Annotated in this window: 18 protein-coding genes and 1 tRNA gene; 10 read left to right on the top strand and 9 right to left on the bottom strand. The window is 65.8% G+C overall.

Annotated elements, in window-relative coordinates; all coding sequences use genetic code 11:
* Window positions 1-353: 353 nt before the first annotated feature.
* Together K225_RS0116185 and K225_RS0116180 are read left to right on the top strand one after the other, a co-directional pair.
* Window positions 354-980, top strand: coding sequence for a class I SAM-dependent methyltransferase (locus tag K225_RS0116185; RefSeq protein WP_026437376.1), 627 nt, complete (start codon window positions 354-356; stop codon window positions 978-980).
* A 21-nt stretch (window positions 981-1,001) separates the two neighbouring features.
* Entirely contained in the window at window positions 1,002-3,635 is a 2,634-nt protein-coding gene (locus K225_RS0116180) for a cation-translocating P-type ATPase (protein ID WP_034713085.1), read from the top strand.
* A gap of 33 nt (window positions 3,636-3,668) precedes the next feature.
* Here K225_RS0116180 and K225_RS0116175 read toward each other — a convergent pair whose 3' ends face one another.
* A complete protein-coding gene (locus tag K225_RS0116175) occupies window positions 3,669-4,637 on the bottom strand; it encodes a cation diffusion facilitator family transporter (RefSeq protein WP_026437374.1) in 969 nt (322 codons plus the stop codon).
* 89 nt (window positions 4,638-4,726) lie between these two features.
* Window positions 4,727-5,686: a CDF family Co(II)/Ni(II) efflux transporter DmeF gene (dmeF, locus tag K225_RS0116170; protein WP_026437373.1), complete on the bottom strand. Its 960-nt coding sequence runs from the start codon at window positions 5,684-5,686 to the stop codon at window positions 4,727-4,729.
* A gap of 66 nt (window positions 5,687-5,752) precedes the next feature.
* Between dmeF and K225_RS0116165 the strand changes: the two genes are divergently transcribed.
* Window positions 5,753-6,028 carry a metal/formaldehyde-sensitive transcriptional repressor gene (locus K225_RS0116165; protein WP_026437372.1) on the top strand — a complete coding sequence of 92 codons (276 nt, stop codon included), beginning with the start codon at window positions 5,753-5,755 and terminating at the stop codon, window positions 6,026-6,028.
* A gap of 40 nt (window positions 6,029-6,068) precedes the next feature.
* Here K225_RS0116165 and K225_RS0116160 read toward each other — a convergent pair whose 3' ends face one another.
* From K225_RS0116160 to K225_RS0116135, 6 genes are all read right to left on the bottom strand, one after another.
* The gene (locus K225_RS0116160) at window positions 6,069-7,709 is read right to left on the bottom strand and encodes an ABC transporter ATP-binding protein (RefSeq protein ID WP_034713080.1); all 1,641 of its coding nucleotides are present in this window, start codon (window positions 7,707-7,709) and stop codon (window positions 6,069-6,071) included.
* Window positions 7,710-7,875: 166 nt separating this feature from the next.
* The gene (locus K225_RS0116155) at window positions 7,876-8,910 is read right to left on the bottom strand and encodes an ABC transporter permease (protein ID WP_026437370.1); all 1,035 of its coding nucleotides are present in this window, start codon (window positions 8,908-8,910) and stop codon (window positions 7,876-7,878) included.
* On the bottom strand, window positions 8,907-9,311 hold the full coding sequence (locus tag K225_RS21025; RefSeq protein ID WP_026437369.1) for a type II toxin-antitoxin system VapC family toxin: 405 nt from the start codon (window positions 9,309-9,311) through the stop codon (window positions 8,907-8,909). Before K225_RS21025 ends, K225_RS0116155 begins: the two co-directional genes overlap by 4 nt.
* A gap of 5 nt (window positions 9,312-9,316) precedes the next feature.
* Window positions 9,317-9,604: a type II toxin-antitoxin system Phd/YefM family antitoxin gene (locus tag K225_RS0116145; protein ID WP_026437368.1), complete on the bottom strand. Its 288-nt coding sequence runs from the start codon at window positions 9,602-9,604 to the stop codon at window positions 9,317-9,319.
* A gap of 58 nt (window positions 9,605-9,662) precedes the next feature.
* On the bottom strand, window positions 9,663-10,694 hold the full coding sequence (locus K225_RS0116140) for a microcin C ABC transporter permease YejB (protein WP_026437367.1): 1,032 nt from the start codon (window positions 10,692-10,694) through the stop codon (window positions 9,663-9,665).
* Window positions 10,695-10,810: 116 nt separating this feature from the next.
* Entirely contained in the window at window positions 10,811-12,610 is a 1,800-nt protein-coding gene (locus K225_RS0116135; RefSeq protein WP_026437366.1) for an extracellular solute-binding protein, read from the bottom strand.
* 104 nt (window positions 12,611-12,714) lie between these two features.
* Between K225_RS0116135 and fabI the strand changes: the two genes are divergently transcribed.
* Together fabI and K225_RS0116125 are read left to right on the top strand one after the other, a co-directional pair.
* Entirely contained in the window at window positions 12,715-13,515 is an 801-nt protein-coding gene (fabI, locus tag K225_RS0116130) for an enoyl-ACP reductase FabI (RefSeq protein ID WP_026437365.1), read from the top strand.
* Between the two features lie 82 nt (window positions 13,516-13,597).
* Window positions 13,598-14,449 carry a DNA ligase gene (locus K225_RS0116125; RefSeq protein WP_026437364.1) on the top strand — a complete coding sequence of 284 codons (852 nt, stop codon included), beginning with the start codon at window positions 13,598-13,600 and terminating at the stop codon, window positions 14,447-14,449.
* Window positions 14,450-14,527: 78 nt separating this feature from the next.
* Here the strand turns inward: K225_RS0116125 and K225_RS0116120 are convergent, their stop codons facing one another.
* Window positions 14,528-16,891, bottom strand: coding sequence for an arginine/lysine/ornithine decarboxylase (locus tag K225_RS0116120; RefSeq protein ID WP_026437363.1), 2,364 nt, complete (start codon window positions 16,889-16,891; stop codon window positions 14,528-14,530).
* Window positions 16,892-17,031: 140 nt separating this feature from the next.
* Here K225_RS0116120 and K225_RS0116115 point away from each other — a divergent pair, with 140 nt between their 5' ends.
* From K225_RS0116115 to istA, 5 genes are all read left to right on the top strand, one after another.
* On the top strand, window positions 17,032-17,457 hold the full coding sequence (locus tag K225_RS0116115) for an NfeD family protein (protein ID WP_026437362.1): 426 nt from the start codon (window positions 17,032-17,034) through the stop codon (window positions 17,455-17,457).
* Between the two features lie 36 nt (window positions 17,458-17,493).
* On the top strand, window positions 17,494-18,408 hold the full coding sequence (locus K225_RS0116110; protein ID WP_026437361.1) for an SPFH domain-containing protein: 915 nt from the start codon (window positions 17,494-17,496) through the stop codon (window positions 18,406-18,408).
* Between the two features lie 73 nt (window positions 18,409-18,481).
* Window positions 18,482-18,571 (top strand) — tRNA-Ser (locus K225_RS0116105).
* 190 nt (window positions 18,572-18,761) lie between these two features.
* Complete coding sequence (locus K225_RS0116100) at window positions 18,762-19,976, top strand: integrase arm-type DNA-binding domain-containing protein (protein WP_026437360.1); 1,215 nt, start codon at window positions 18,762-18,764, stop codon at window positions 19,974-19,976.
* Window positions 19,977-20,124: 148 nt separating this feature from the next.
* Window positions 20,125-21,151 (top strand): IS21 family transposase (gene istA, locus K225_RS0116095; RefSeq protein ID WP_026437359.1); only part of this gene is annotated, 1,027 nt, incomplete at its 3' end.

The following is a 21,151-nucleotide window of genomic DNA, read 5'->3' as shown; positions in this document are numbered from 1 at the left end:
TGCGGTGCACGGGTGCCCAGTGGCGCCCGGCTGCGGCAGACCGAAGCACCCCAAACACCACCCTGGCCGCCACCGACAGCACGGCAGCCAGCCCGAAGGCCAGGTCCTCGATCAGCCCCGGCAAGGCGGTCGAGGCGCCGGCCATGGTGGCGAGGCGAGCAGATCAAATACTATCAATTTAATAGCTTTCAGAGCTTTATCAAAAAGCGCTACAGGCCATTCTTGCCCTAAAAACTCCGGCCACGCGCAGCCGCATCACGGCCTGTGGCACCATCGGCCCACCATCGCCGTGAACGACAACGGCAAGCGCCCGGCCTGTATGTTCTAGCCCACGACTGCACAAGGCACCTACCATGACCGCAACACCCTTCCCCGACGCCGCTGCCACCTGGAACCAGCGCTACGCAAGCGACCCCCACCTGTTTGGCCAGGAGCCCAACGACTACCTGCGCACCCAGGCCCACCACCTCGCACCCGGCGGCCGCGTGCTGTGCGTGGCCGATGGCGACGGGCGCAACAGCGTCTGGCTGGCGCGCCAGGGCCTGCAGGTGGACGCTTTCGACATCTCGGACGTGGGCGTGGGCCGGGCTCGGCAACTGGCCGCGCAAGCCCAGGTCACCGTGCACTACAGCGTGGCCGATTGCGACCAGTGGCCCTGGCCCACCGCCAGCTACGACGCCGTGGTGGCCATCTTTGTACAGTTTGCCGACCCCGCCATGCGCGCGCGCCTGTTCGCCCACATGGTGGCAGCGCTCAGGCCCGGTGGCGTGCTGGTGCTGCAGGGCTACACGCCCCGGCAACTGGAATACAAGACCGGCGGGCCACCCATCCTGTCGCACCTGTACACGCCGGAAATGATCCGCTCGGCCTTCAGCGGCCTGGAGATCATCGAGTTGCGCGACTATGAGGCGGTGCTGAGCGAGGGCACCCAGCACAAAGGCCCGTCTGCCCTGCTGGGGCTGGTGGCGCGCAAGCCCTGATATGCGCCCCAGCGCAAAGCCATGCCCGCTCCAGAAATCCCGACGCCCAGGCCAACGCCCGCACAACCCGGCCTGAGCACCGCCGACGCCGCACACCGCCTGGCCGCCGAAGGCCCCAACCTGCTGCCAGGCAGCGCGCCCAAGTCCACGCTGGCCATTGTGCGCGACGTGGTCACCGAGCCGATGTTCCTCATGCTGCTGGCGGCTGGCGGCATCTACCTGGCGCTGGGCGACCGGGGCGAAGCCCTCTTCCTGCTGGGCTTTGTGTTCGTGGTCATCGGCATCACGCTGGCGCAGGAGCGCAAGACGCAGCGCGCGCTGGAGTCGCTGCGGGACCTGTCGGCCCCGCGCACGCTGGTCATCCGCGACGGCCAGGAGCAGCGCATCGCCGGGCGCGACGTGGTGCGCGGCGACCTGCTGGTGCTGCACGAGGGCGACCGCATCGCCGCCGACGCCCTGCTGATCGACGGCCAGCTCGAAGTGGACGAATCCCTGCTCACCGGCGAAGCCGTGCCGGTGGCCAAGCTGCCCGCAGCACAAGGCGCTGCACCGGATACCCAACAAACACCGTCACCAACACCGGGAGGAGATGGCACACCCAGTCTCTTCGCGAGCACCGTGGTCACGCGCGGCGTGGGGGTGGCCCAGGTGTGTGCCACCGCCGCCCACACCGCCGTGGGGCGCATCGGCGCCGATCTCGCAGCAACAGTGGAGCCGCCTTCGGCGCTGCAGCAGGGCTCGCGCCGGCTGGTGCGCACGCTGGGCACGGCCGCCCTCGTCCTGGCCCTGGCGCAGGTGCTGCTGGGCTGGTGGTGGAACGGCCGGCCGCTGCTCGACAGCCTGCTCTCGGGCATTGCGCTGGCCATGGCCATCCTCCCCGAGGAGATTCCTGTCATCCTCACCGTGTTCCTGGCGCTGGGCGCCTGGCGGATTGCGCACCAGAAGGTGCTGACGCGGCGCGTCACCGCCGTCGAGGCGCTGGGCGCCATCACGGTGTTGGCCGTGGACAAGACCGGCACGCTCACCCTGAACCGCATGGCCGTGGCCGAAATCGCCACCGCCGACCAGCGCTTCAGGCCCGCCGACGGCGCCAGCGAAATGCCCGAACATTTCCACCTGCTGGCCGAATTCGCCATGCTGGCCACGCCGGGCGATCCGTTCGATCCCATGGAAAAGGCCATCCAGCATTTCGGCCACCAATGGCTCGAAGGCACCGAGCATGTGCACGACGGGCGCGAGCCCGAGTTCGAATACGCGCTCTCGGGCGAGATCCTGGCCATGACACGGGTGTTTGCCAGCGACGAGCCCGACCTGCACCTGCTGGCCACCAAGGGTGCGCCCGAGGCCGTGGCCGACCTGTGCCACCTCGATGCCGCGCGGCTGGGTGCCATCCGCCGCCAGGTCGAAGCCATGGCCGAGCGTGGCCTGCGCGTGCTGGGCGTGGCACGGGGGCGCTGGCGGGGCCCGCCCCCGGCGCCCGACCAGAGCCCGCCCTGGCCGCAAAGCCAGCACGACTTCGACTTTGATTTCCTCGGCCTGGTGGCGCTGGCCGACCCGCCCCGCCCCGAAGTGCCCGCCGCGCTGGCCGAATGCCGGCGCGCGGGCGTGCGCGTGATCATGATGACCGGCGACCACCCGGCCACGGCCCGCGCCATTGCGCAGCAGGTGGGCCTGTCGGAGCGGCCCCAGGTGCTCACCGGCCCCGAGCTGGAAGCGCTGGACGACGCGGCCCTTGCCGAGCGGCTGCGCCATGTGGATCTGTGCGCGCGCCTCAAGCCCCAGCACAAGCTGCGCCTGGTGCAGCTGCTGCGTGCCAGCGGCGAAGTGGTGGCCATGACCGGCGACGGCGTGAACGACGCCCCCGCGCTCAAGGCTGCCGACGTGGGCATCGCCATGGGCGAGCGCGGCACCGACGTGGCGCGCGAGGCCGCCGCGCTGGTGCTGCTGGACGACAGCTTCGCGCGCATCGTCGCCGCCATCCGCCAGGGCCGGCGCATCGACGGCAACGTGCGCAAGGCCATGCGCTTCACCTTCGCGGTCCACGTCCCCATCATCGCGCTGGTGCTGGGGCCAACGCTGCTGAAATGGCCCACGCTGCTGATGCCGGTGCATATCGTGCTGCTGCAGTTGCTGATAGACCCCACCTGCGCGGTCGTGCTGGAGGCCGAACCCGAAGACAGCAACACCATGGAGCGGCCGCCCCGCCCCGTCTCCGACTCGCCGTTTGCCATGGGCCCACTGGTTTACTCCGTGCTGCAGGGCCTGGGCGTGGCGGCCTTGCTCTTGGGCGGGCAGTCCTGGCTGGCGGGTCAGGGCTGGGGCAGCGCGCAAAGCCGCACCGTGGTGTTCGGCACGCTGGTGCTGTGCGTCATGCTGCTGATCCTGGCCAACCGCGACCTGTCGCGCCCGGCGCTGCTGGGCATCACCCGGCCAAACCCCTGGCTGTGGCGCATTGCCGCCGCAATGGCCTTGCTGCTGGCCGCGGTGCTGGGCATTCCGGGGCTGCGCGCGCTGATGGGATTGGCTTTGCCCGGCGCCCAGGGCGTGGCGGTGGCCGCTTGCCTGCTGGCGCTTTGCCTGGTCTGGCTGGAACTGGTGCGGCGCGCGGGCCGGAGCCTGGTGCGGACCCGGCTGCCCGGACCTGGCGGACGCTGACTCCGGCCCGGCCCGCGCCCCGGCAAAGAACGCCTACTGCGCCACGGCGCTGCCGCGCACCAAAGGCGCGGCGTGGTCCAGATCGGGCCGGCGCCACGGGTCCACATGGGTCATGAGGTTGAGCACGCGGTGGCGCTGCAGCACGCGCTGGCGCGCCTGCACGGCGATGTCGTGGCCGGCCTCCACGGTGAGCGCTGCGTCCACCTCCAGGTGGGCATCGACCACGATCATGTCGCCCATCTTGCGCGTGCGCACATCGTGCACGCCGCTCACGCCCGGCGTGTCGAGCAGCGTCTGGCGGATGGCCTGCACTTCCTGCTCGTCCACCGAACGGTCCATCAGGTCGTGCAGCGCATCCCAGCCAAACTCCCAGCCCATCTTGCCCACCATGAAGCCGACGATGAGCGCGGCAATCGGGTCCAGGATGGGATAGCCGGCCAGGTTGCCGGCAATGCCGATGCCCACCACCAGCGACGAGGCCGCATCCGAGCGCGCGTGCCAGGCATTGGCCACCAGCATGCTGGACTTGACGCGCTTGGCCACGGCCAGCATGTAGCGAAACAGCAGTTCCTTGCCCACCAGAGCGGCACCGGCCACCCACAGTGCCACCCTATGCACCTGCGGCACCGTTTGCGGGTTCTCCAGCTTGAGCACCGCCGACCACACCATGCCCATGCCCACCGCCAACAGCAGCAGACCCAGCACCAGCGAGGCCGCCGTCTCGAAGCGGTGGTGGCCGTAGGGGTGGCCCTCGTCGGCATCCTTTTTGGCATGGTGGCTGGCGAACAGCACCACGAAATCGGCCACGAGGTCGGACAGCGAGTGGATGCCATCGGCGATCAGGCCCTGCGACTTGGCCAGCACGCCCACCACGATCTGGATGGTGGACAGCACCAGGTTGACACCCACGCTCACCCAGGTGCTGCGCGATGCGGCGGCAGCGCGCTCCTGGGGCGTGTGCACGGTGTCTTCGGTATCGCTGTCAAGATCGCTGAATTGCATGGCCGTGGTCTCTGAAGGGGGTGCGCAGGTGCGCCCTGCAGAGGATTGTGCCCCGGCACGGGGCTACAGCCGAAAGTGACGGCGGAAAATCAGGCCGGCGCCGCCGCGCCAGGCGCATGGATCTCGACCGTGATGTGCACCAGCTCCTCGTGCACGCGCAGCTGCCGCTTGAAATATTCCGGCGCCACGCCGGGCGACGTGACCAGCGACAGGATGCACGCGTAGTCGCCCCGGCCCACGCGCCAGACATGCAGGTCGCTGATGCGCGCCGGCACGGGGCTGGCCGCGATGACCTCGCGGATTTCCGCCACCACCGGCGCGTCCATCTCGGCATCGAGCAGCACCTTGCCCGTATCCCGCAGCAGGCCCTGGGCCCACACGGCCACCAGCACCGCGCCCACGATGCCCATCACCGGATCCAGCCAGTCCGCCCCCCACAGCTTGCCGCCGAACAGCGCCACGATGGCCAGCACCGAGGTGGCGGCATCGGCCAGCACATGCAGGTAGGCCGAGCGCAGGTTCAGGTCGTGGTGGTGGTCCGAATGCCCATGCCCGTGGGAATGCCCATGGCCATGATCGTGTCCGTGGTGGTGGCCACCGCGCAGCAGCCAGGCGCAGGCCAGGTTGACCAGCAGGCCCACCACACCAATGGCGATGGCCTCGTCGTAGTGGATGGGCTGGGGCGCCAGCAGCCGCTGCAGCGACTGCACCAGCATCACGCCCGCCACCAGCACCAGTGCCAGCGCGCTCGTGTAGCCTGCCAGCACCTCGATCTTCCAGGTACCCAGCGAAAACCGCCGGTCGTGCGCGTAATGCCGCGCCGCCGCGTAGGCCATGGCCGACAGGCCCAGCGCCAGCGCGTGCGAACTCATGTGCCAGCCATCGGCCAGCAAGGCCATGGAGTTGAAAACCCAGCCCCCGGCGATCTCGGCCACCATCATCGCTACGGTCAGGGCCACGGCCCAGCGCGTGTTGCGCTCGGCCAGCGGGTTGCCCTGGTGGAAGTGGTGGGAATGGGACCCGTCAGAGGGCGTGGCAGTGGATGGCATGGAATGGAGGGGGATGAAATTGCCCCGCAATATACTCCACCCCAGTATCCATCACCCCCCAATTCCATGGCACACACCATCACCGGACACAAGCAGTTGCTGGCACGCGTGCGCCGCATCCAGGGCCAGGCCAGCGCACTCGAAAAAGCCCTGCTGGCGCAGTCCGACTGCGCCGCCGTGCTGCAGCAGATCGCCGCGATCCGCGGTGCCGTCAATGGCCTGATGGCCCAGGTGCTGGAAGGCCACCTGCGCGAGCATGTGGGCGCGCAAGGGCTGTCGGATGCGGCACGCGACGCAGGCATGGATCAGGTGACCGCCGTGCTGCGCTCCTACCTGCGATAGGCAGAATGGCCGCACGACAGGCACTCGCCCGCGCAGTGCGTCAGCCCGGCACTGCGGCCGCTGCCACCAGGCGCTGGGTGTAGGCTTGCCGGGGCGCATCCAGCACCTGGGCCACCGTGCCGCTTTCCAGCACCTCGCCATCCTTCATCACCAGCACGTCGTGCGCCATGGCGCGGATGACCTGAACGTCGTGCGTGATGAGCAGGTAGCTCAGGCCCTTGTCACGCTGCAGGCGCTGCAGCAGGCCCAGCACCTGCTGCTGGATGGTGACATCGAGCGCGCTGGTGGGTTCGTCGAGCACCAGCACGCGCGGCTGCACGATGAGGGCACGGGCAATGGCCAGGCGCTGGCGCTGGCCGCCGGAAAATTCATGCGGGTAGCGCGCCAGCAGGCCGGGGAACTGCGCCTCGGTCAGCCCCACCTCGGCCAGCGCGGCCTCCACCCTGGCACGACGCGCCGCCATGTCCAGCGCGCGCTCGTGCACCTGGAGGCCCTCGCCCACGATCTCTTCGACGGTGAGGCGCGGCGAGAGCGAGGAGAACGGGTCCTGGAACACCACCTGCACCTGGCGGCGCAACTGCTGGTTGGCGGGCGTGTTGCGCGCGGCCGGCTGCTGCCAGCCCTGCCCCGCCACCGCCAGCTCGCCGCCATGCGGCAGCAGGCCCAAAATAGCCTGCGCCAGCGTGGATTTGCCCGAACCCGATTCGCCCACCACGCCCAGCGTGCGGCCGGGCAGCAGTTGCAGCGTGGCCCCCAGCACGGCGACGAATTCACCTTTTTTGAACCAGCCGCGCACGCCGGGCAAGGGCGTGGGATAAACCACGCGCAGGTCTTGCGCCTGCACCACAGGGGCGATCCCTTCGGCGGGTTCGGTCTCCACCACATCGCGCCGGGGCTGGCTGGCGATGAGGCGGCGGGTGTAGCCATGCTGCGGGGCAGCAAACACATCGGCCACGCGGCCCTGCTCCACCAGCACGCCCTGCTCCATCACGGCCACGCGGTCGGCAAAGCGGCGCACCAGGTTCAGGTCGTGCGTGATGAGCAGCACGGCCATGCCGGTCTGGCGCTGCAAATCAGAAAGCAAATCCAGGATCTGGCCACGCAGCGTGACATCGAGCGCCGTGGTGGGCTCGTCGGCCAGCAGCAGCGCGGGCTCGCTGGCCAGGGCCATGGCGATCATGGCGCGCTGGCGCTGGCCGCCGCTCAACTGGTGCGGAAAGCTGTTGGCACGGCGTTCGGGCTCGGGGATGCCGGTCTTTGCCAGCAACTCCATCGCTTGCTGCGCAGACTGGGCGGGCGCCAAAGCCCTTTTCAACGCCAGAACCTCGGCAATCTGCTGGCCAATGGTCATCAGCGGGTTCAGCGCCGTCATGGGCTCCTGGAACACCATGGCGATGTCACCGCCGCGCACGCCGCGCATCTCGCGTTCCGACAAGGAGAGCAGGTCGCGCCCGCGCAGCAAGGCCTGGCCGCTGATGCTGGCATCACCCGCCAGGCGCAGCAGGCTCAAAGCGGTGATGGTCTTGCCCGAGCCCGACTCGCCCACCAGCGCCAGCTTCTCGCCCGGCGCGATGCTGAAGCCCACGCCGCACACCACCTCCTTGGCACCAAAGCGCACGGAAAGGTCGTGCACCTGCAGCAGCGGTGCAGGCGGGGACTGGGGTTGGAGTGTGGCGATCATGGCTTTGCTGTCGTTCGCAACGGGCTGATGCAGGATCGGATGTCAGCAACTGGCACGCACCAGGCCAGCGGACGCCGCGCAAGGGCCGCCCCGCCGCGCTGGCGGCGTCTCCCCTCCCGGCGAAGCCGAGAGAGGGGGGAAGGCGCGAAGCGACTCAGGGGGGTGTTCATTGTTTCCGGGGGTCCAAGGCATCGCGCAGCGCATCGCCCATGAAGGTCAGCAGCAGCAGCGTGACCACCAGCACGCCGAAGGTGGACAGCGAGATCCACCAGGCATCGATGCTGTTCTTGCCCTGGCTCAGCAGCTCGCCCAAGCTGGGCGTGCCCGGCGGCACGCCCAGGCCCAGGAAGTCGAGCGAGGTCAGCGCCAGGATGGCCGCGCTCATGCGAAACGGCAGGAAGGTGACCACGGGCGTGAGGCTGTTGGGCAGGATGTGGCGCCCGATGATCTGCGCATTGCCCACGCCCAGGGCGCGCGCCGCCTTCACGTAATCAAGCTGGCGGTTGCGCAAAAACTCGGCGCGCACGTAGTCGCTCAGCCCCATCCAGCCAAACAGGCTGAGCAAGATCAACAGCAGCGAAATGCTGGGCGCGAACACGGCACTGAAGATGATGAGCAGGTACAGCTCGGGCATGGAGCCCCAGATCTCGATGAAGCGCTGAAACGCCAGATCGGTCTTGCCGCCAAAGAAACCCTGGATGGCGCCGGTGATCACGCCCAGCGCCACGCCCGTGACGGTGAGCGCCAGCGCAAACAGCACACTCACGCGAAAGCCGTAGATCAGCTGCGCCAGCAGGTCGCGCCCGCGGTCGTCGGTGCCCAGCCAGTTCTCCGGCGTGGGCGCCGAGGGGTTGGGCGCCTTGGCAAAGTAGTTGAGCGTGTTCGGCCCGTAGGGGTTCAAGGTGTAGAGCGCCCAGTTGCTGCCCTGCGTGATGCGCTCGCGGATGAAGGGATCGAGGTAGTCGGTGGGCGTCTCGAAGTCGCCGCCAAAGGTCTTCTCGGGGTAGTCCTTGAGCATGGGAAAGTAGGTCTGCCCCTCGTAGCGCACGATGAGCGGCCGGTCGTTGCTGACCAGCTCGGCGCACAGGCTCACGAGCACCAGCGCGCAAAAAATCAGCAGGCTCCAGTAGCCCAGGCGGTTGCGCTTGAAACGCAGCCAGGCGCGGCGGGAGGGGGACAAGGACGGGCTGGCTGGACTCATGCCGTAAACGGGTTGAGCAGCCCAATGCCGCAGCCATCAAAGTCGCGCACATTGCGCGTGACCACCGTGAGCGCGTGCACCTGGGCGGTGGCGGCTATCAGCATGTCGGCCTGGCTGCGCACCTGCCCGCGTGCGGCGAACATGCCGCGCATTTCTCCAGCGCGGCGAGCTATGGATGGCGTGGTGTCGAGCACCTCATTGCGCCCAATGAACTCGTCAAACCATGCCATTAAGGTGGGGTGGGGTTTGCGCAATAAGCCATAAAAAATTTCATCGATAGTGATGACAGACAAAGTGAGCTTGCCATGCACAGCATCGACCGTGTCGCGCCACGCCAGAACGCCTGGGTGGGGCTGGCGGCGCATCAGCTCGCTAATGATGTTGGTGTCTGCAAGCTGCATGGCTGTCAGTCCCAGTATCCAGGTTCATCCATGGGATTGGGGCGATTGGTTCTGGGCGGTATCTCGATGCCATCCAATCCCTGTGCTGCAAGCAAAGCGCGTATTTCGTCAAACTGCTGCGCCAGCGTGGGCCGCTGGCGCTCGGCCTTCCATCGTTTGAATTCCTCAAACTCCTGCGCCGAAATCAGCACGGCGACAGGTTTGTCTCGGTTGTAGATAGCTTGCGGCTCCTCGGCGGTCAGGCGCACCACTTCAGAAAATTGCTGCTTGGCGCTGGCGATGTTCCAGGTCATGATGAACCCCTCAAATGGACAAGTTGGGCACTTATTATGTCCAACTCTCGATCAGCCATCAATCGAATTTCACGCGCGGGTCCACCCACACGTAGCACAGGTCGGAAATCAGCTTGGTCACCAGCCCGATCAGCGTGAACAAATACAGCGTGCCCAGCACCACGGGGTAGTCGCGCCGGATCACGCTTTCGTAGCTCAAGAGGCCCAGGCCGTCGAGCGAGAAAAGCGTCTCGATCAGCAGCGAGCCCGCGAAGAACGCGCCGATGAAGGCTGCTGGAAACCCCGTGATGATGGGAATGAGCGCATTGCGGAACACATGCTTCCACAGCACCTGGCGCTCGCTCAGGCCCTTGGCGCGCGCCGTCAGCACATACTGCTTGCGGATTTCTTCCAGAAACGCGTTCTTGGTCAGCATGGCCGTGACGGCAAAGCTGCCCAGCACCATGGCGGTGATGGGCAAGGTGATGTGCCACAGGTAGTCCACGATGCGCGCGCCCCAGCTCAACTCCTCCCAGTTCGACGAAGTCAGCCCGCGCAGCGGGAACCACTGCAACTGCCCGCCAAAGATGACCAGCAGCGCCACGCCCAGCACGAAGCCCGGAATGGCATAGCCCACCAGGATGAGCAGCGTGGTCACCAGATCAAAGCGCGAACCCGCGCGCACCGCCTTGGCCACACCCAGGGGGACGGCCACAAGGTAGCTGATGAAGAAGGTCCACAACCCCAGGCTGATGGAAACGGGCAGCTTCTCCACCACCAGCTGCCACACGTCCTTGTTCTGGAAGAAGCTCTTGCCCAGGTCAAAGCGCGCGAACTGGCCCAGCATCTGCCAAAACCGCTCGTGCGCGGGTTTGTCGAAGCCATACAGCGCCTTGATCTGCTCCAGCCGCTTCGGGTCCACGCCCTGCGCGCCCCGGTAGGCCAGGCCGCCGCCTTCGGCACCACCACCACCCGCGCCAGCCTTGGCCTCGGCCATGTACTGCTCCACCGGGCCGCCGGGCACGAACTGGATCACCACAAAGGTCAGCAGCAGCACGCCCAGCAGGGTGGGCAGCATGAGCAGGACACGCTTGAGGATGTAGGCGAACATATTGAATCAATCCCTGGTTCTTGTCGCAGGGCGGCCGGCCGCCGCGCCGGGCCGCCCCCAGCAAGGCCAGCCCCCTTGGGGGGCAGCGACCCCTGCAACGGTGGCGCGTGGGGGCATCATTTGCGTGCCCACCAGGTGTCGATGACCCAGCCCTCGCCGCTGGTGTAGGGCGGCACCGTGGCGGGTCTGGCCAGGCGCCAGCCGTTGTAGGCCATGCGGTGGGTGGGCGCCGTCCACTGGGGTAGCAGGTAGTGGCTGTGCGCGAGGATGCGCTCCAGGGCATGGCAGGCGGGCAGCAGCTGCGCCGCGGTCCTGGCCGCGGTCATGGCCTTGATCATGGCGTCCACCGCCGGGTTCTTCACGCCGGCGAAGTTGCCCGAATCCTCGGTATCGGCGGCCTTGCTGCCGAACAGGTCGGCAAACTCCTGGCCCGGGTTGTGCGTGCCCTGAAAGGCCATGGAGGTGATGTCGAAGTCAAACTTCTGCAGGCGCTGCTGGTACAGCGCAAAGTCCACCGAGCGGAAACGCAGCGTGATACCCAGCTTTTCGAGGCTGCGCATCCAGGGCGTGACGGTGCGCACGCCGCCCTCGTTGCTGTCCATGTATTCCAGCACCATGGCCTGCCCCTGGGCATTGCGCAGGGCCCCCTCGCGCACCTCCCAGCCCGCTTCTTTCAGCAGCTGCTGCGCGCGGCGCAGGTTGGCGCGCAGCGACGAATCCCCGTCGGTGCGCGGTGGCACGGTCATGGGGCCAAAAGCCGCTGGTGGGATGTCCTTGCGAAACGGCTCCATCAACGCCAGCTCCTGCGGCGACGGCGTGCCGCGGGTCTCGCAGGCGGTGTTGCCAAACAGGCCGTTGACCCGCTGGTAGGCGCCGTAGAACATCTGGCGGTTCATCCACTCGTAGTCGATCGCCAGGCCCAGGGCCTCGCGCACGCGCACATCCTGCAACAGCGGGCGGCGCGTGTTGAGCACATAGCTCTGGAAACCCGAGGGCAGCTTGTGGGCGAATTCGCCCTTGACCAGTTCGCCGGTGTCGAACTTCTTGCCATTCACGCGCCGCGCCCAGTCGCCCGCGCTGAAAAAGCGCATCAGGTCGAACTCGCCGGCCTTGAGGGCTTCGAGCCGCGCGGTGGCGTCCTTGTAGATCTTGACGGTGATGCGGTCGAAGTTGGCCGTGCCCCTGCGCACGTTCAAATCCTTGGCCCAGTAGCCCGGGTCGCGCACGTAGGTGATGTCCTTGCCGAAGCGCACCGGGCCGATCTTGTAGGGCCCGCTGCCAATGGGAATGTCCATCACCACCTGGTCGAAGGGCTTGGCCTGGCCGTTCTCCACGCCCCAGTCGCGGCTGAACACCGGCAGGCCGCCCACGGTGAGCGGCAGCTCGCGGTTGGGCTGCCTGAAGCGGTAGCGCACCGTGCGCTCGTCCAGCACATCGACCCCCGCCACATCGATCAGCGTGGTCTTGTAGGCGGGCGACGTGAAGGGGCCCACCAGGGTGTCGTAGCTGTATTTCACGTCCTGCGCCACCACCTGCTTGCCGTTGTGAAAGCGCGCCTCGGGCCGCAGGCGGAACGTGGCCGAAAGCCCGTCGGGTGCCACCTCCACATCCTCGGCCAACAGGCCGTAGCCGGTGGCGGTTTCGTCCATGGAGCCCGCCAGCAGCGAGTCGAACATCAGCGACGACAGGTAGGCCGGCGCGCTGCCCTTGATGGTGAACGGGTTGTATTTGTCGAAAGTGGAGGTGCGCAGGTTGCTCACCAGCCGCAGCTCGCCGCCCTTGGGGGCATCGGGGTTCACGTAACTGAAATGCGTGAACCCGGCCGGGTAGCGCGGCGCGCCCCACAGCGCATAGGCATGCGCAGCCCAGGCTGGCGCCGCACACAAGCACATCGAAAAAATCAACCAAAACCGCATGAGACAATTCTGCCCTACGTCGGCGGGGCCTTTGCGCAAACTGCGGGGCCGACCCCAGTAACCACGCCGTCCACCCCCACATCGCATTCCACAGGAGAAAAACCATGGGTTTTCTGACCGGCAAGAAACTGCTCATCACGGGCGTGCTGTCCAACCGCTCCATCGCTTACGGCATCGCCAAGGCCTGCCACGCACAGGGCGCCGAGCTGGCCTTCAGCTACGTGGGCGAGCGCTTCAAGGACCGCATCACCGACTTTGCCGCCGAGTTCGACTCCAAGCTGATCTTTGATTGCGACGTGGGCAGCGACGAGCAGATCGATCGCATGTTCGCCGACCTGGCCCAGGCATGGCCCCAATTCGACGGCTTCGTGCACAGCATCGGCTTTGCGCCGCGCGAGGCGATTGCCGGCAACTTCCTCGAAGGCCTCTCGCGCGAAGGCTTTCGCATTGCGCACGACATCAGCGCCTACAGCTTCCCGGCCATGGCCAAGGCCGCCCTGCCCTACCTGAACGACAAGTCCTCGCTGCTCACGCTGAGCTACCTGGGCGCGCTGCGCAGCATTCCCAACTACAACACCATGGGCCTGGCCAAGGCCAGCCTGGAGGCCAGCGTGCGCTACCTGGCCGAGGCCGTGGGCCGCACCGAAGACGGCCGCAGCATCCGCGTCAACGGCGTCTCCGCCGGCCCCATCAAGACCCTGGCGGCCAGCGGCATCAAGGACTTCGGCAAGCTGCTGGGCCGCGTGGCCGACGCCGCGCCCCTGCGCCGCAACGTGACGATCGAGGACGTGGGCAACGTGGCGGCCTTCCTGCTGTCCGACCTGGCCAGCGGCATGACGGCCGAGATCAGCTATGTGGACGGCGGCTTCAGCCAGACGGCAGGCCTGAGTGCCGACCAGGTCTGAATACCGCCCGCCGGGATTCTTGGTCAAATCGGCGGCTGGCGCTTACAGATACAGCCCCAGCAGCCAGATGATCAATCGCACCATGCACCGCAGAAGCTGCCTCGCCCTGCTGGCGCTTGCCGCCCTTCCTGCCCTGCCCGCGCTGGCCGCAGACGCACCCGCCCTGCTGCTGGCCCAGGTCTATCGCCCCGGCCTTGCGCTGCAGGATTACTGGGTGAGCGAGAAATACGACGGCGTGCGCGGCTTCTGGGATGGCCGCACGCTGCGCACCCGGGGCGGCGAGACGGTGCAGGCCCCTGCCTGGTTCACCGCTGGCTGGCCCGAGGTGCCGATGGACGGCGAGCTGTGGGCCGGGCGCGCACGATTCAGCCACGCCCAGTCCACCGCGCGCCAGCAACAAGCCGACGACACGGCCTGGCGCCAGATGCGTTTCATGGTGTTTGACCTGCCCGCGCACGGCGGCACGTTCGACCAGCGCCTACCGGCCCTGGCCGCCCTCGTCGAGCACCTGGGCCAGCCCTGGGTGCAGGCCGTGCCACAACGGCGCGTGGCCAGCGACGCGGCCCTGCAGGCGCTGCTGGCGCGCACCGTGCGCGCCGGTGGCGAGGGGTTGATGCTGCACCGGGGCGCATCGCTGTACCGCGCAGGCCGCAGCGACGATCTCATCAAGCTCAAGACGCACGAGGACACCGAGGCCCGCGTGGTGGCCCACCTGCCCGGCCAGGGCAAACACGCCGGGCGCATGGGTGCGCTGCTGGTCGAAATGCCCACCGGCCAGCGTTTCCGGCTGGGGGCGGGGTTCAGCGATGCCGACCGCGAAAACCCGCCGCCCGCGGGCAGTTGGGTGACCTACCGCTTTCGCGGCACCCACGACGGCGGCCTGCCGCGCTTTGCCAGCTTTGTGCGGGTGCGCGAGGACATGCCGGCAAGGTGAATTGAACGGGTTGAACGGGCGAGCGGCTGGCAGCCAATTCAACCAAAAATCCAGCGACCGCAACGGCCGCTGGAGCCGTCACACATTGCGGCCGTAAGGGCCATCGTCGCCCTTCTGAACCAGGTTGTCGGAAGTGGTCAGCGGCTTGGGTTGTCTGGCGAATTTTTCGGCCACGCAGTCGGCGTAATAACGCACCTGGCCGCTTTCATCCTCCACCTCGACCAGGCCGTGGATATCCGTCTCGAAGCCCGGGCACAGCTTGGCGAATTCGCGGGCGAACTTGAGGTAGTCCACGATCTTCTTGTTGAACACCTCGCCCGGAATCAGCAGCGGGATGCCCGGCGGGTACGGCGTGACCAGGCCCACGGTGATGCGGCCTTCGAGGTGGTCGATCTCCACGCGCTCGGTGGTGCGGTGCGCAATGTGCGCAAACGCGTCGCTGGGTTTCATGGCCGGCGTGAGGTCCGACAAATACATCTCGGTCGTCAGACGCGCGATGTCGTACTTGGCATACATCTCGTGCACATGCTGGCACAGGTCCTTGAGGCCCATGCGCTCGTAGCGCTTGTGCTGCTGGCAGAACTCCGGAAGGATGCGCCACATGGGCTGGTTCTTCTCGTAGTCGTCCTTGAACTGCTGCAGCGCCGTGAGCAGCGTGTTCCAGCGGCCCTTGGTGATGCCGATGGTGAACATGATGAAGAAGCTGTACAGGCCCGTCTTCTCGACCACCACGCCGTGCTCGGCCAGGTACTTGGTGACGATGGACGCCGGAATGCCGGTCTTGTCGAACTTGCCGTCCAGGCTCAGGCCCGGCGTGACGATGGTGGACTTGATCGGGTCGAGCATGTTGAAGCCGTCGGCCAGCTGGCCGAAGCCGTGCCATTTGCTGCCGTTCTTCTTGCTCTTGCTGTCGCTGCGGATGATCCAGTCCTCGGCCCGACCAATGCCTTCGTCCACCAGCTTTTCCGGCCCCCAGACCTTGAACCACCAGTCGTTCTTGCCAAACTCTTCCTCCACCTGGCGCATGGCGCGGCGGAAGTCGAGGGCTTCAAGGATGCTTTCTTCCACCAGCGCGGTGCCGCCGGGCGGCTCCATCATCGCGGCGGCCACGTCGCAGCTGGCGATGATGCTGTACTGAGGGCTGGTGCTGGTGTGCATCAGGTAGGCCTCGTTGAACAGGTGGCGGTCGAGCTTGGTGGTCTGCGAGTCCTGCACCAGCACATGGCTGGCCTGGCTGATGCCGGCCAGCAGCTTGTGGATGGACTGCGTGGCGTACGTCACCGAATGCTTGGGGCGCATGCGCTTCTTGCCCATGGCGTGGTAGCTGCCATAGAACGGATGGAAGGCCGCGTGCGGCAGCCAGGCTTCGTCGAAGTGCAGGTTGTCCACGTAGCCATCGAGCATGCCCTTGATGGTCTCGGTGTTGTAGAGCACGCCGTCGTAGGTGGACTGCGTGAGCGTGAGCACGCGGGGCTTGACCTTCTTCGGATCGACGCCTTTGAGCAGGGGGTTGGCGCGGATCTTGGCCTGGATGGCCGCAGGCTCGAACTCGCTTTGCGGAATGGGCCCGATGATGCCGAAGTGGTTGCGCGTGGGCTTCATGAACACGGGCACCGCGCCGGTCATGATGATGCTGTGCAGGATGGACTTGTGGCAGTTGCGGTCCACCACCACCACGTCGCCCGGCGCCACCGTGTGGTGCCACACCATCTTGTTGGACGTGGACGTGCCGTTGGTCACGAAAAAGCAGTGGTCGGCATTGAAGATGCGCGCGGCATTGCGCTCCGATTCGCCAATGGCGCCGTTGTGGTCCAGCAGCTGGCCCAGCTCTTCCACCGCATTGCACACGTCGGCGCGCAGCATGTTCTCGCCGTAGAACTGGTGGTACATCTGGCCCACCGGGCTCTTCAAAAACGCCACGCCACCCGAGTGGCCGGGGCAGTGCCAGCTGTACGAGCCGTCTTCGGCGTAGTCGAGCAGTGCCTTGAAGAACGGCGGCTGCACGCCTTCCAGGTAGCTCTTGGCCTCGCGGATGATGTGCTTGGCCACAAACTCGGGGGTGTCCTCGAACATGTGGATGAAGCCATGCAGCTCGCGCAGGATGTCGTTGGGCAGGTGGCGGCTGGTCTTGGTCTCGCCGTGCACATAGATCGGCACCTCGGCGTTCTTGCGCCGCACTTCGCCAATGAAGTTGCGCAGGCTCAGCACGATGGGATCGAGCCCCTCGTTCGCGGTGAACTCTTCATCGTCAATCGACAGGATGAAGGCGCTGGCGCGGCTTTGCTGCTGGGCGAACTGGCTCAGATCGCCATAGCTGGTGACCCCGACCACCTCGAAGCCCTCGGCCTCGATGGCCTGCGCCAGGGCGCGGATGCCCAGGCCCGAAGTGTTCTCGGAACGATAGTCCTCATCGATGATGATGATGGGAAAGCGAAACTTCATGTGCAGCCTCCGTGCAACCGTGCCATGCCCGGCCAAAAAACGAAACAGGCGCGAAGTGTAAGGAATAAGCATGACGCGCCTTTGAAGTGCCATTCTTTTGACCCAGAATGTGGTGCACTAAAGACGAACAAGGAGTCCGCATGGAGGAATCCACTATCTGGTGGCTGTTGGCAGGCGTGGCGGTGGTGACCGAGCTGCTGACCGGCACTTTCTATCTGCTGATGCTGGCGGTGGGGCTGGCAGCCGCAGCGCTAGCCGCGCACCTGGGCCTGCCGCTGGCCGCGCAGATCATCACGGCCGCGGTGGTGGGCGGCGGTGCGGTGGTGGCATGGCACCAGTTCAAGAAGAAACGCCCTGGCGACCCTTCTGCCCGCGCCGATCGCAGCGTGAACCTGGATGTGGGCGAAACCGTCATGATCGACAGCTGGAGTGCCGATGGCACGGCCAGCGTGAAATACCGCGGCACCCAGTGGACCGCCATTCATCGCCCCGGCGTCACACCCTCCACCGGCATGCACCGCGTGGCCGAACTGGTGGGCAGCCGCCTGCTGGTCGACCCGCTCTGAAATCACCGCCCATACCCAACGCCCGGAAAGGCCCCCATGGAAATCGCCCTCATCCTCTTCGCCATCGCCGTCGTCTTCATTGCGCGCTCCGTCAAGGTCGTGCCCCAGCAAAACGCCTGGGTGAAAGAGCGGCTGGGCAAATATGCCGGCACGCTCACGCCGGGCCTGAACTTTCTGGTGCCGTTTGTGGACAAGGTGGCCTACAAGCACAGCCTGAAAGAAATCCCGCTCGATGTGCCCAGCCAGATCTGCATCACCCGCGACAACACGCAGCTGCAGGTGGACGGCATCCTGTACTTCCAGGTCACCGACCCCATGCGCGCCAGCTATGGATCGAGCAACTACATCATGGCCGTCACCCAGCTGGCCCAGACCTCGCTGCGCAGCGTGATCGGCAAGCTCGAACTCGACAAGACCTTTGAAGAACGCGACATCATCAACGCCCAGGTGGTGCAGGCCATCGACGAGGCCGCGCTGAACTGGGGCGTGAAGGTGCTGCGCTACGAAATCAAGGACCTCACGCCCCCGAAGGAAATCCTGCACGCCATGCAGGCCCAGATCACCGCCGAACGCGAAAAGCGCGCCCTGATCGCCGCCTCGGAAGGCCGGCGCCAGGAACAGATCAACATCGCCACCGGCGAGCGCGAGGCCTTCATTGCCCGCTCCGAGGGTGAAAAGCAGGCCGTCATCAACAAGGCACAGGGCGAAGCCGCATCGATCAAGGCCGTGGCCGAAGCCAATGCCGAAGCCATCGAACGCGTGGCCGCCGCCATCCGCCAGCCCGGCGGCGAGCAGGCCGTGCAACTCAAGGTGGCCGAAAAAGCCGTGGAAGCCTATGGCAAGGTGGCCACCGACGCCACCACCACCCTCATCGTTCCCAGCAACATGACCGAGGTGTCGGCACTGATTGGCTCTGCCATGAAGATGGTTCAGACCCAGAAGGCCAGCTGAAGCCGGTTTTTTTGGGGCAAGCCAGGCCGCGAACCCCAACACACCCTGACCTGTGGCTATAATCGTGGGCTTCGGAGAGGTGGATGAGCGGTTTAAGTCGCACGCCTGGAAAGCGTGTGTGGGCTAATCCCCACCGCGGGTTCGAATCCCGCCCTCTCCGCCAAAAATGAGTCCCAGAGCGTTCCAAGACGTCTCGCAAGACACCCTGAAAGCCCCGGTCTACCTAGTGTTCCGGGGCTTTTTTGTTTCTGGACGTCCCGCAAGGGTTCTTGCCATCCAAGGGATTCTGTTGGTATCGTTGGTGGTACGTAGGAGGTGCCGTGTTGGTATTTCCTCTACCAACGGGGGTAAGCATGGCCTTGACCGACATTGCCATCAAGTCCAGCAAAGCACGGGAGTCGGCCTTCAAGTTGACCGATGGCCGCGGCTTGCAGTTGCACGTAACGCCGTTAGGTTCAAAGTTGTGGCGCTGGGCCTATCGCTTCGACGGCAAACAAAAGCTCATGGCCTTGGGCGTCTACCCTGATGTTTCCCTCGCGCAAGCCCGAGACAAAGCGGACTTGGCCAGAAAGCTTCTGGCAACTGGTGTTGACCCGATGGCTGCCCGCAAGTCCGACAAGATCGCCCGCCGCCTAGCTGTAGAGGACACCTTTACCGCCGTGGCGAAGAAATGGTGGGAGAGCTGGAAGGCCGCACGCAGCGACAGCCACACGGTCTACGTATGGCGTCGTCTGGAGGCAGATGTGTTTCCAGCGATCGGATTACGCCCCATTGCGGAAATCGAAGCTCCTGAGCTGGTAGCCATGATGAAGGCCATCGAAAAACGCGGGGCGCTCGACATTGCCAAACGAGCGCTCCAAACCTGCTCACAGATTTTTCGCTACGCCATCGCACACGGCGTGGCCAAACGCAACCCGGCCGTTGAGATTCGCCCGAGCGATGTACTGGCCTCGCGCAAGAAGCAGAACTACGCGCGGTTGGACAGCAAGGAACTGCCTGAGTTGTTGCGCAAGATTGAGGTCTACAACGGCAGCACCGTCACCCGAGTTGCCATCAAGCTCATGTCCATGACCTTCGTGCGAACCAGCGAACTGATCGGCGCGCGCTGGGATGAATTTGACCTAGACGGCGGACGCTGGGATATCCCGGCTTCGCGCATGAAAATGAAGACGCCGCACGTGGTTCCACTCTCCACCCAGGCGGTGACCCTGCTGCGAAGCCTACACACCCTAACCGGTCGCAGTCCCCTGCTCTTTCCCGGCGAGCGAGACCATCAAAAGTCGATGAGCAACAACACGATCCTCGGCGCACTGGACCGCATGGGCTACGCAGGACGCATGACCGGCCATGGTTTCCGGGGCATCGCATCCACCCTCCTGCACGAGCAGGGCTGGCCGCACGAGCACATTGAGCTTCAGCTGGCTCACCAAGAGCGCAACCAAGTCAGTGCCACATACAACCACGCAATGTATTTGCAACCACGCGCGAAAATGATGCAGGCGTGGAGTAACTTCCTGGACGCCTGCTTGGTCGGCAATGTTGCCTACATCCACGAAAAACGTGCATAAAGGACGGATGTCATCGCTGGAGGTCTTTGCCTGTTGACGCCGACCGAAAACTGAGCCACTTTTTGGTGTGATGCCGACCTAAAACTGAGCCAGGTGTTTTACCTACCCTGCTGTTTTGTGCAGCAAGGGAATGAAGAGGGTGATCACCATGGACATGATTGGCAAGATACGGCGGATGCACCGCCGGGACAAGAAGACGAAGCGGGAGATATCGAGGGCCACGGGCCTGTCGCGCAACACGGTGGCCAAGTGGCTGGACGAGGCGCAGCCGGTCGAGCCCAAGTACCGCCGGGAGGCGGCGAAGGCGACCAAGCTGTCGGCGCACGAGGCGGAGCTCAAGCAAGCCTTGAAGGCCGATGCCAAGCGGCCCAAGAAGGAGCGGCGCACGGCCAAGGCCTTGTTCACGCAGATCAAGGCAGCGGGCTACGAAGGTGGCTACACGCGGGTGACGGACTTCATCCGCAAGTGGCGCCAAGGTGAAGGCCAACAGGCGGCCTGCAAGGCCTTCGTGCCATTGACTTTCGAGCTTGGCGAGGCCTTCCAGTTCGACTGGAGCGAAGACGGCTTGCTGGTGGGCGGGGTGTACTACCGCATGCAGGTCTCGCACATGAAGCTGTGTGCCAGTGGGGCCTTCTGGCTGGTGGCCTACCCCAGCCAAGGCCACGAGATGCTGTTCGATGCGCACACCCGCAGCTTTGCAGCGCTGGGTGGCGTGGCACGCCGTGGCATCTACGACAACATGAAGACGGCGGTCGACAAAGTCAAGAAGGGCAAAGGCCGCGTGGTCAATGCGCGCTTTGCAGCCATGTGCGCGCACTATCTGTTCGACCCTGATTTTTGCAACCGTGCCAGCGGCTGGGAGAAGGGGCGCGTGGAGAAGGATGTGCAAGACAGCCGCCGTCGCATCTGGGTGGAGGCGGGGCAACGGCGCTTTGGCAGCTTTACCGAGCTCAATGCGTGGCTGGGCGAGCGCTGCCGGGCTCTGTGGCGAGAGCTGCGCCACCCGCAGCACAAAGCGTTCAGCATCGCCGAGATGCTGGAGCTGGAGCAAAGCCACCTGATGCCGATGCCGGTGGCCTTTGATGGCTATGTTGAGAACCCGGCCAAGGTGAGCAGCACCTGCCTGGTGACGGTGGCGCGCAACCGCTACTCGGTGCCCTGCGAATGGGCGGGGC

This window comes from Acidovorax sp. JHL-9, from assembly GCF_000426205.1.
Classification (GTDB): Bacteria; Pseudomonadota; Gammaproteobacteria; order Burkholderiales; family Burkholderiaceae_C; genus Acidovorax; species Acidovorax soli.
This window is presented reverse-complemented; position numbering and strand designations above follow the sequence as displayed.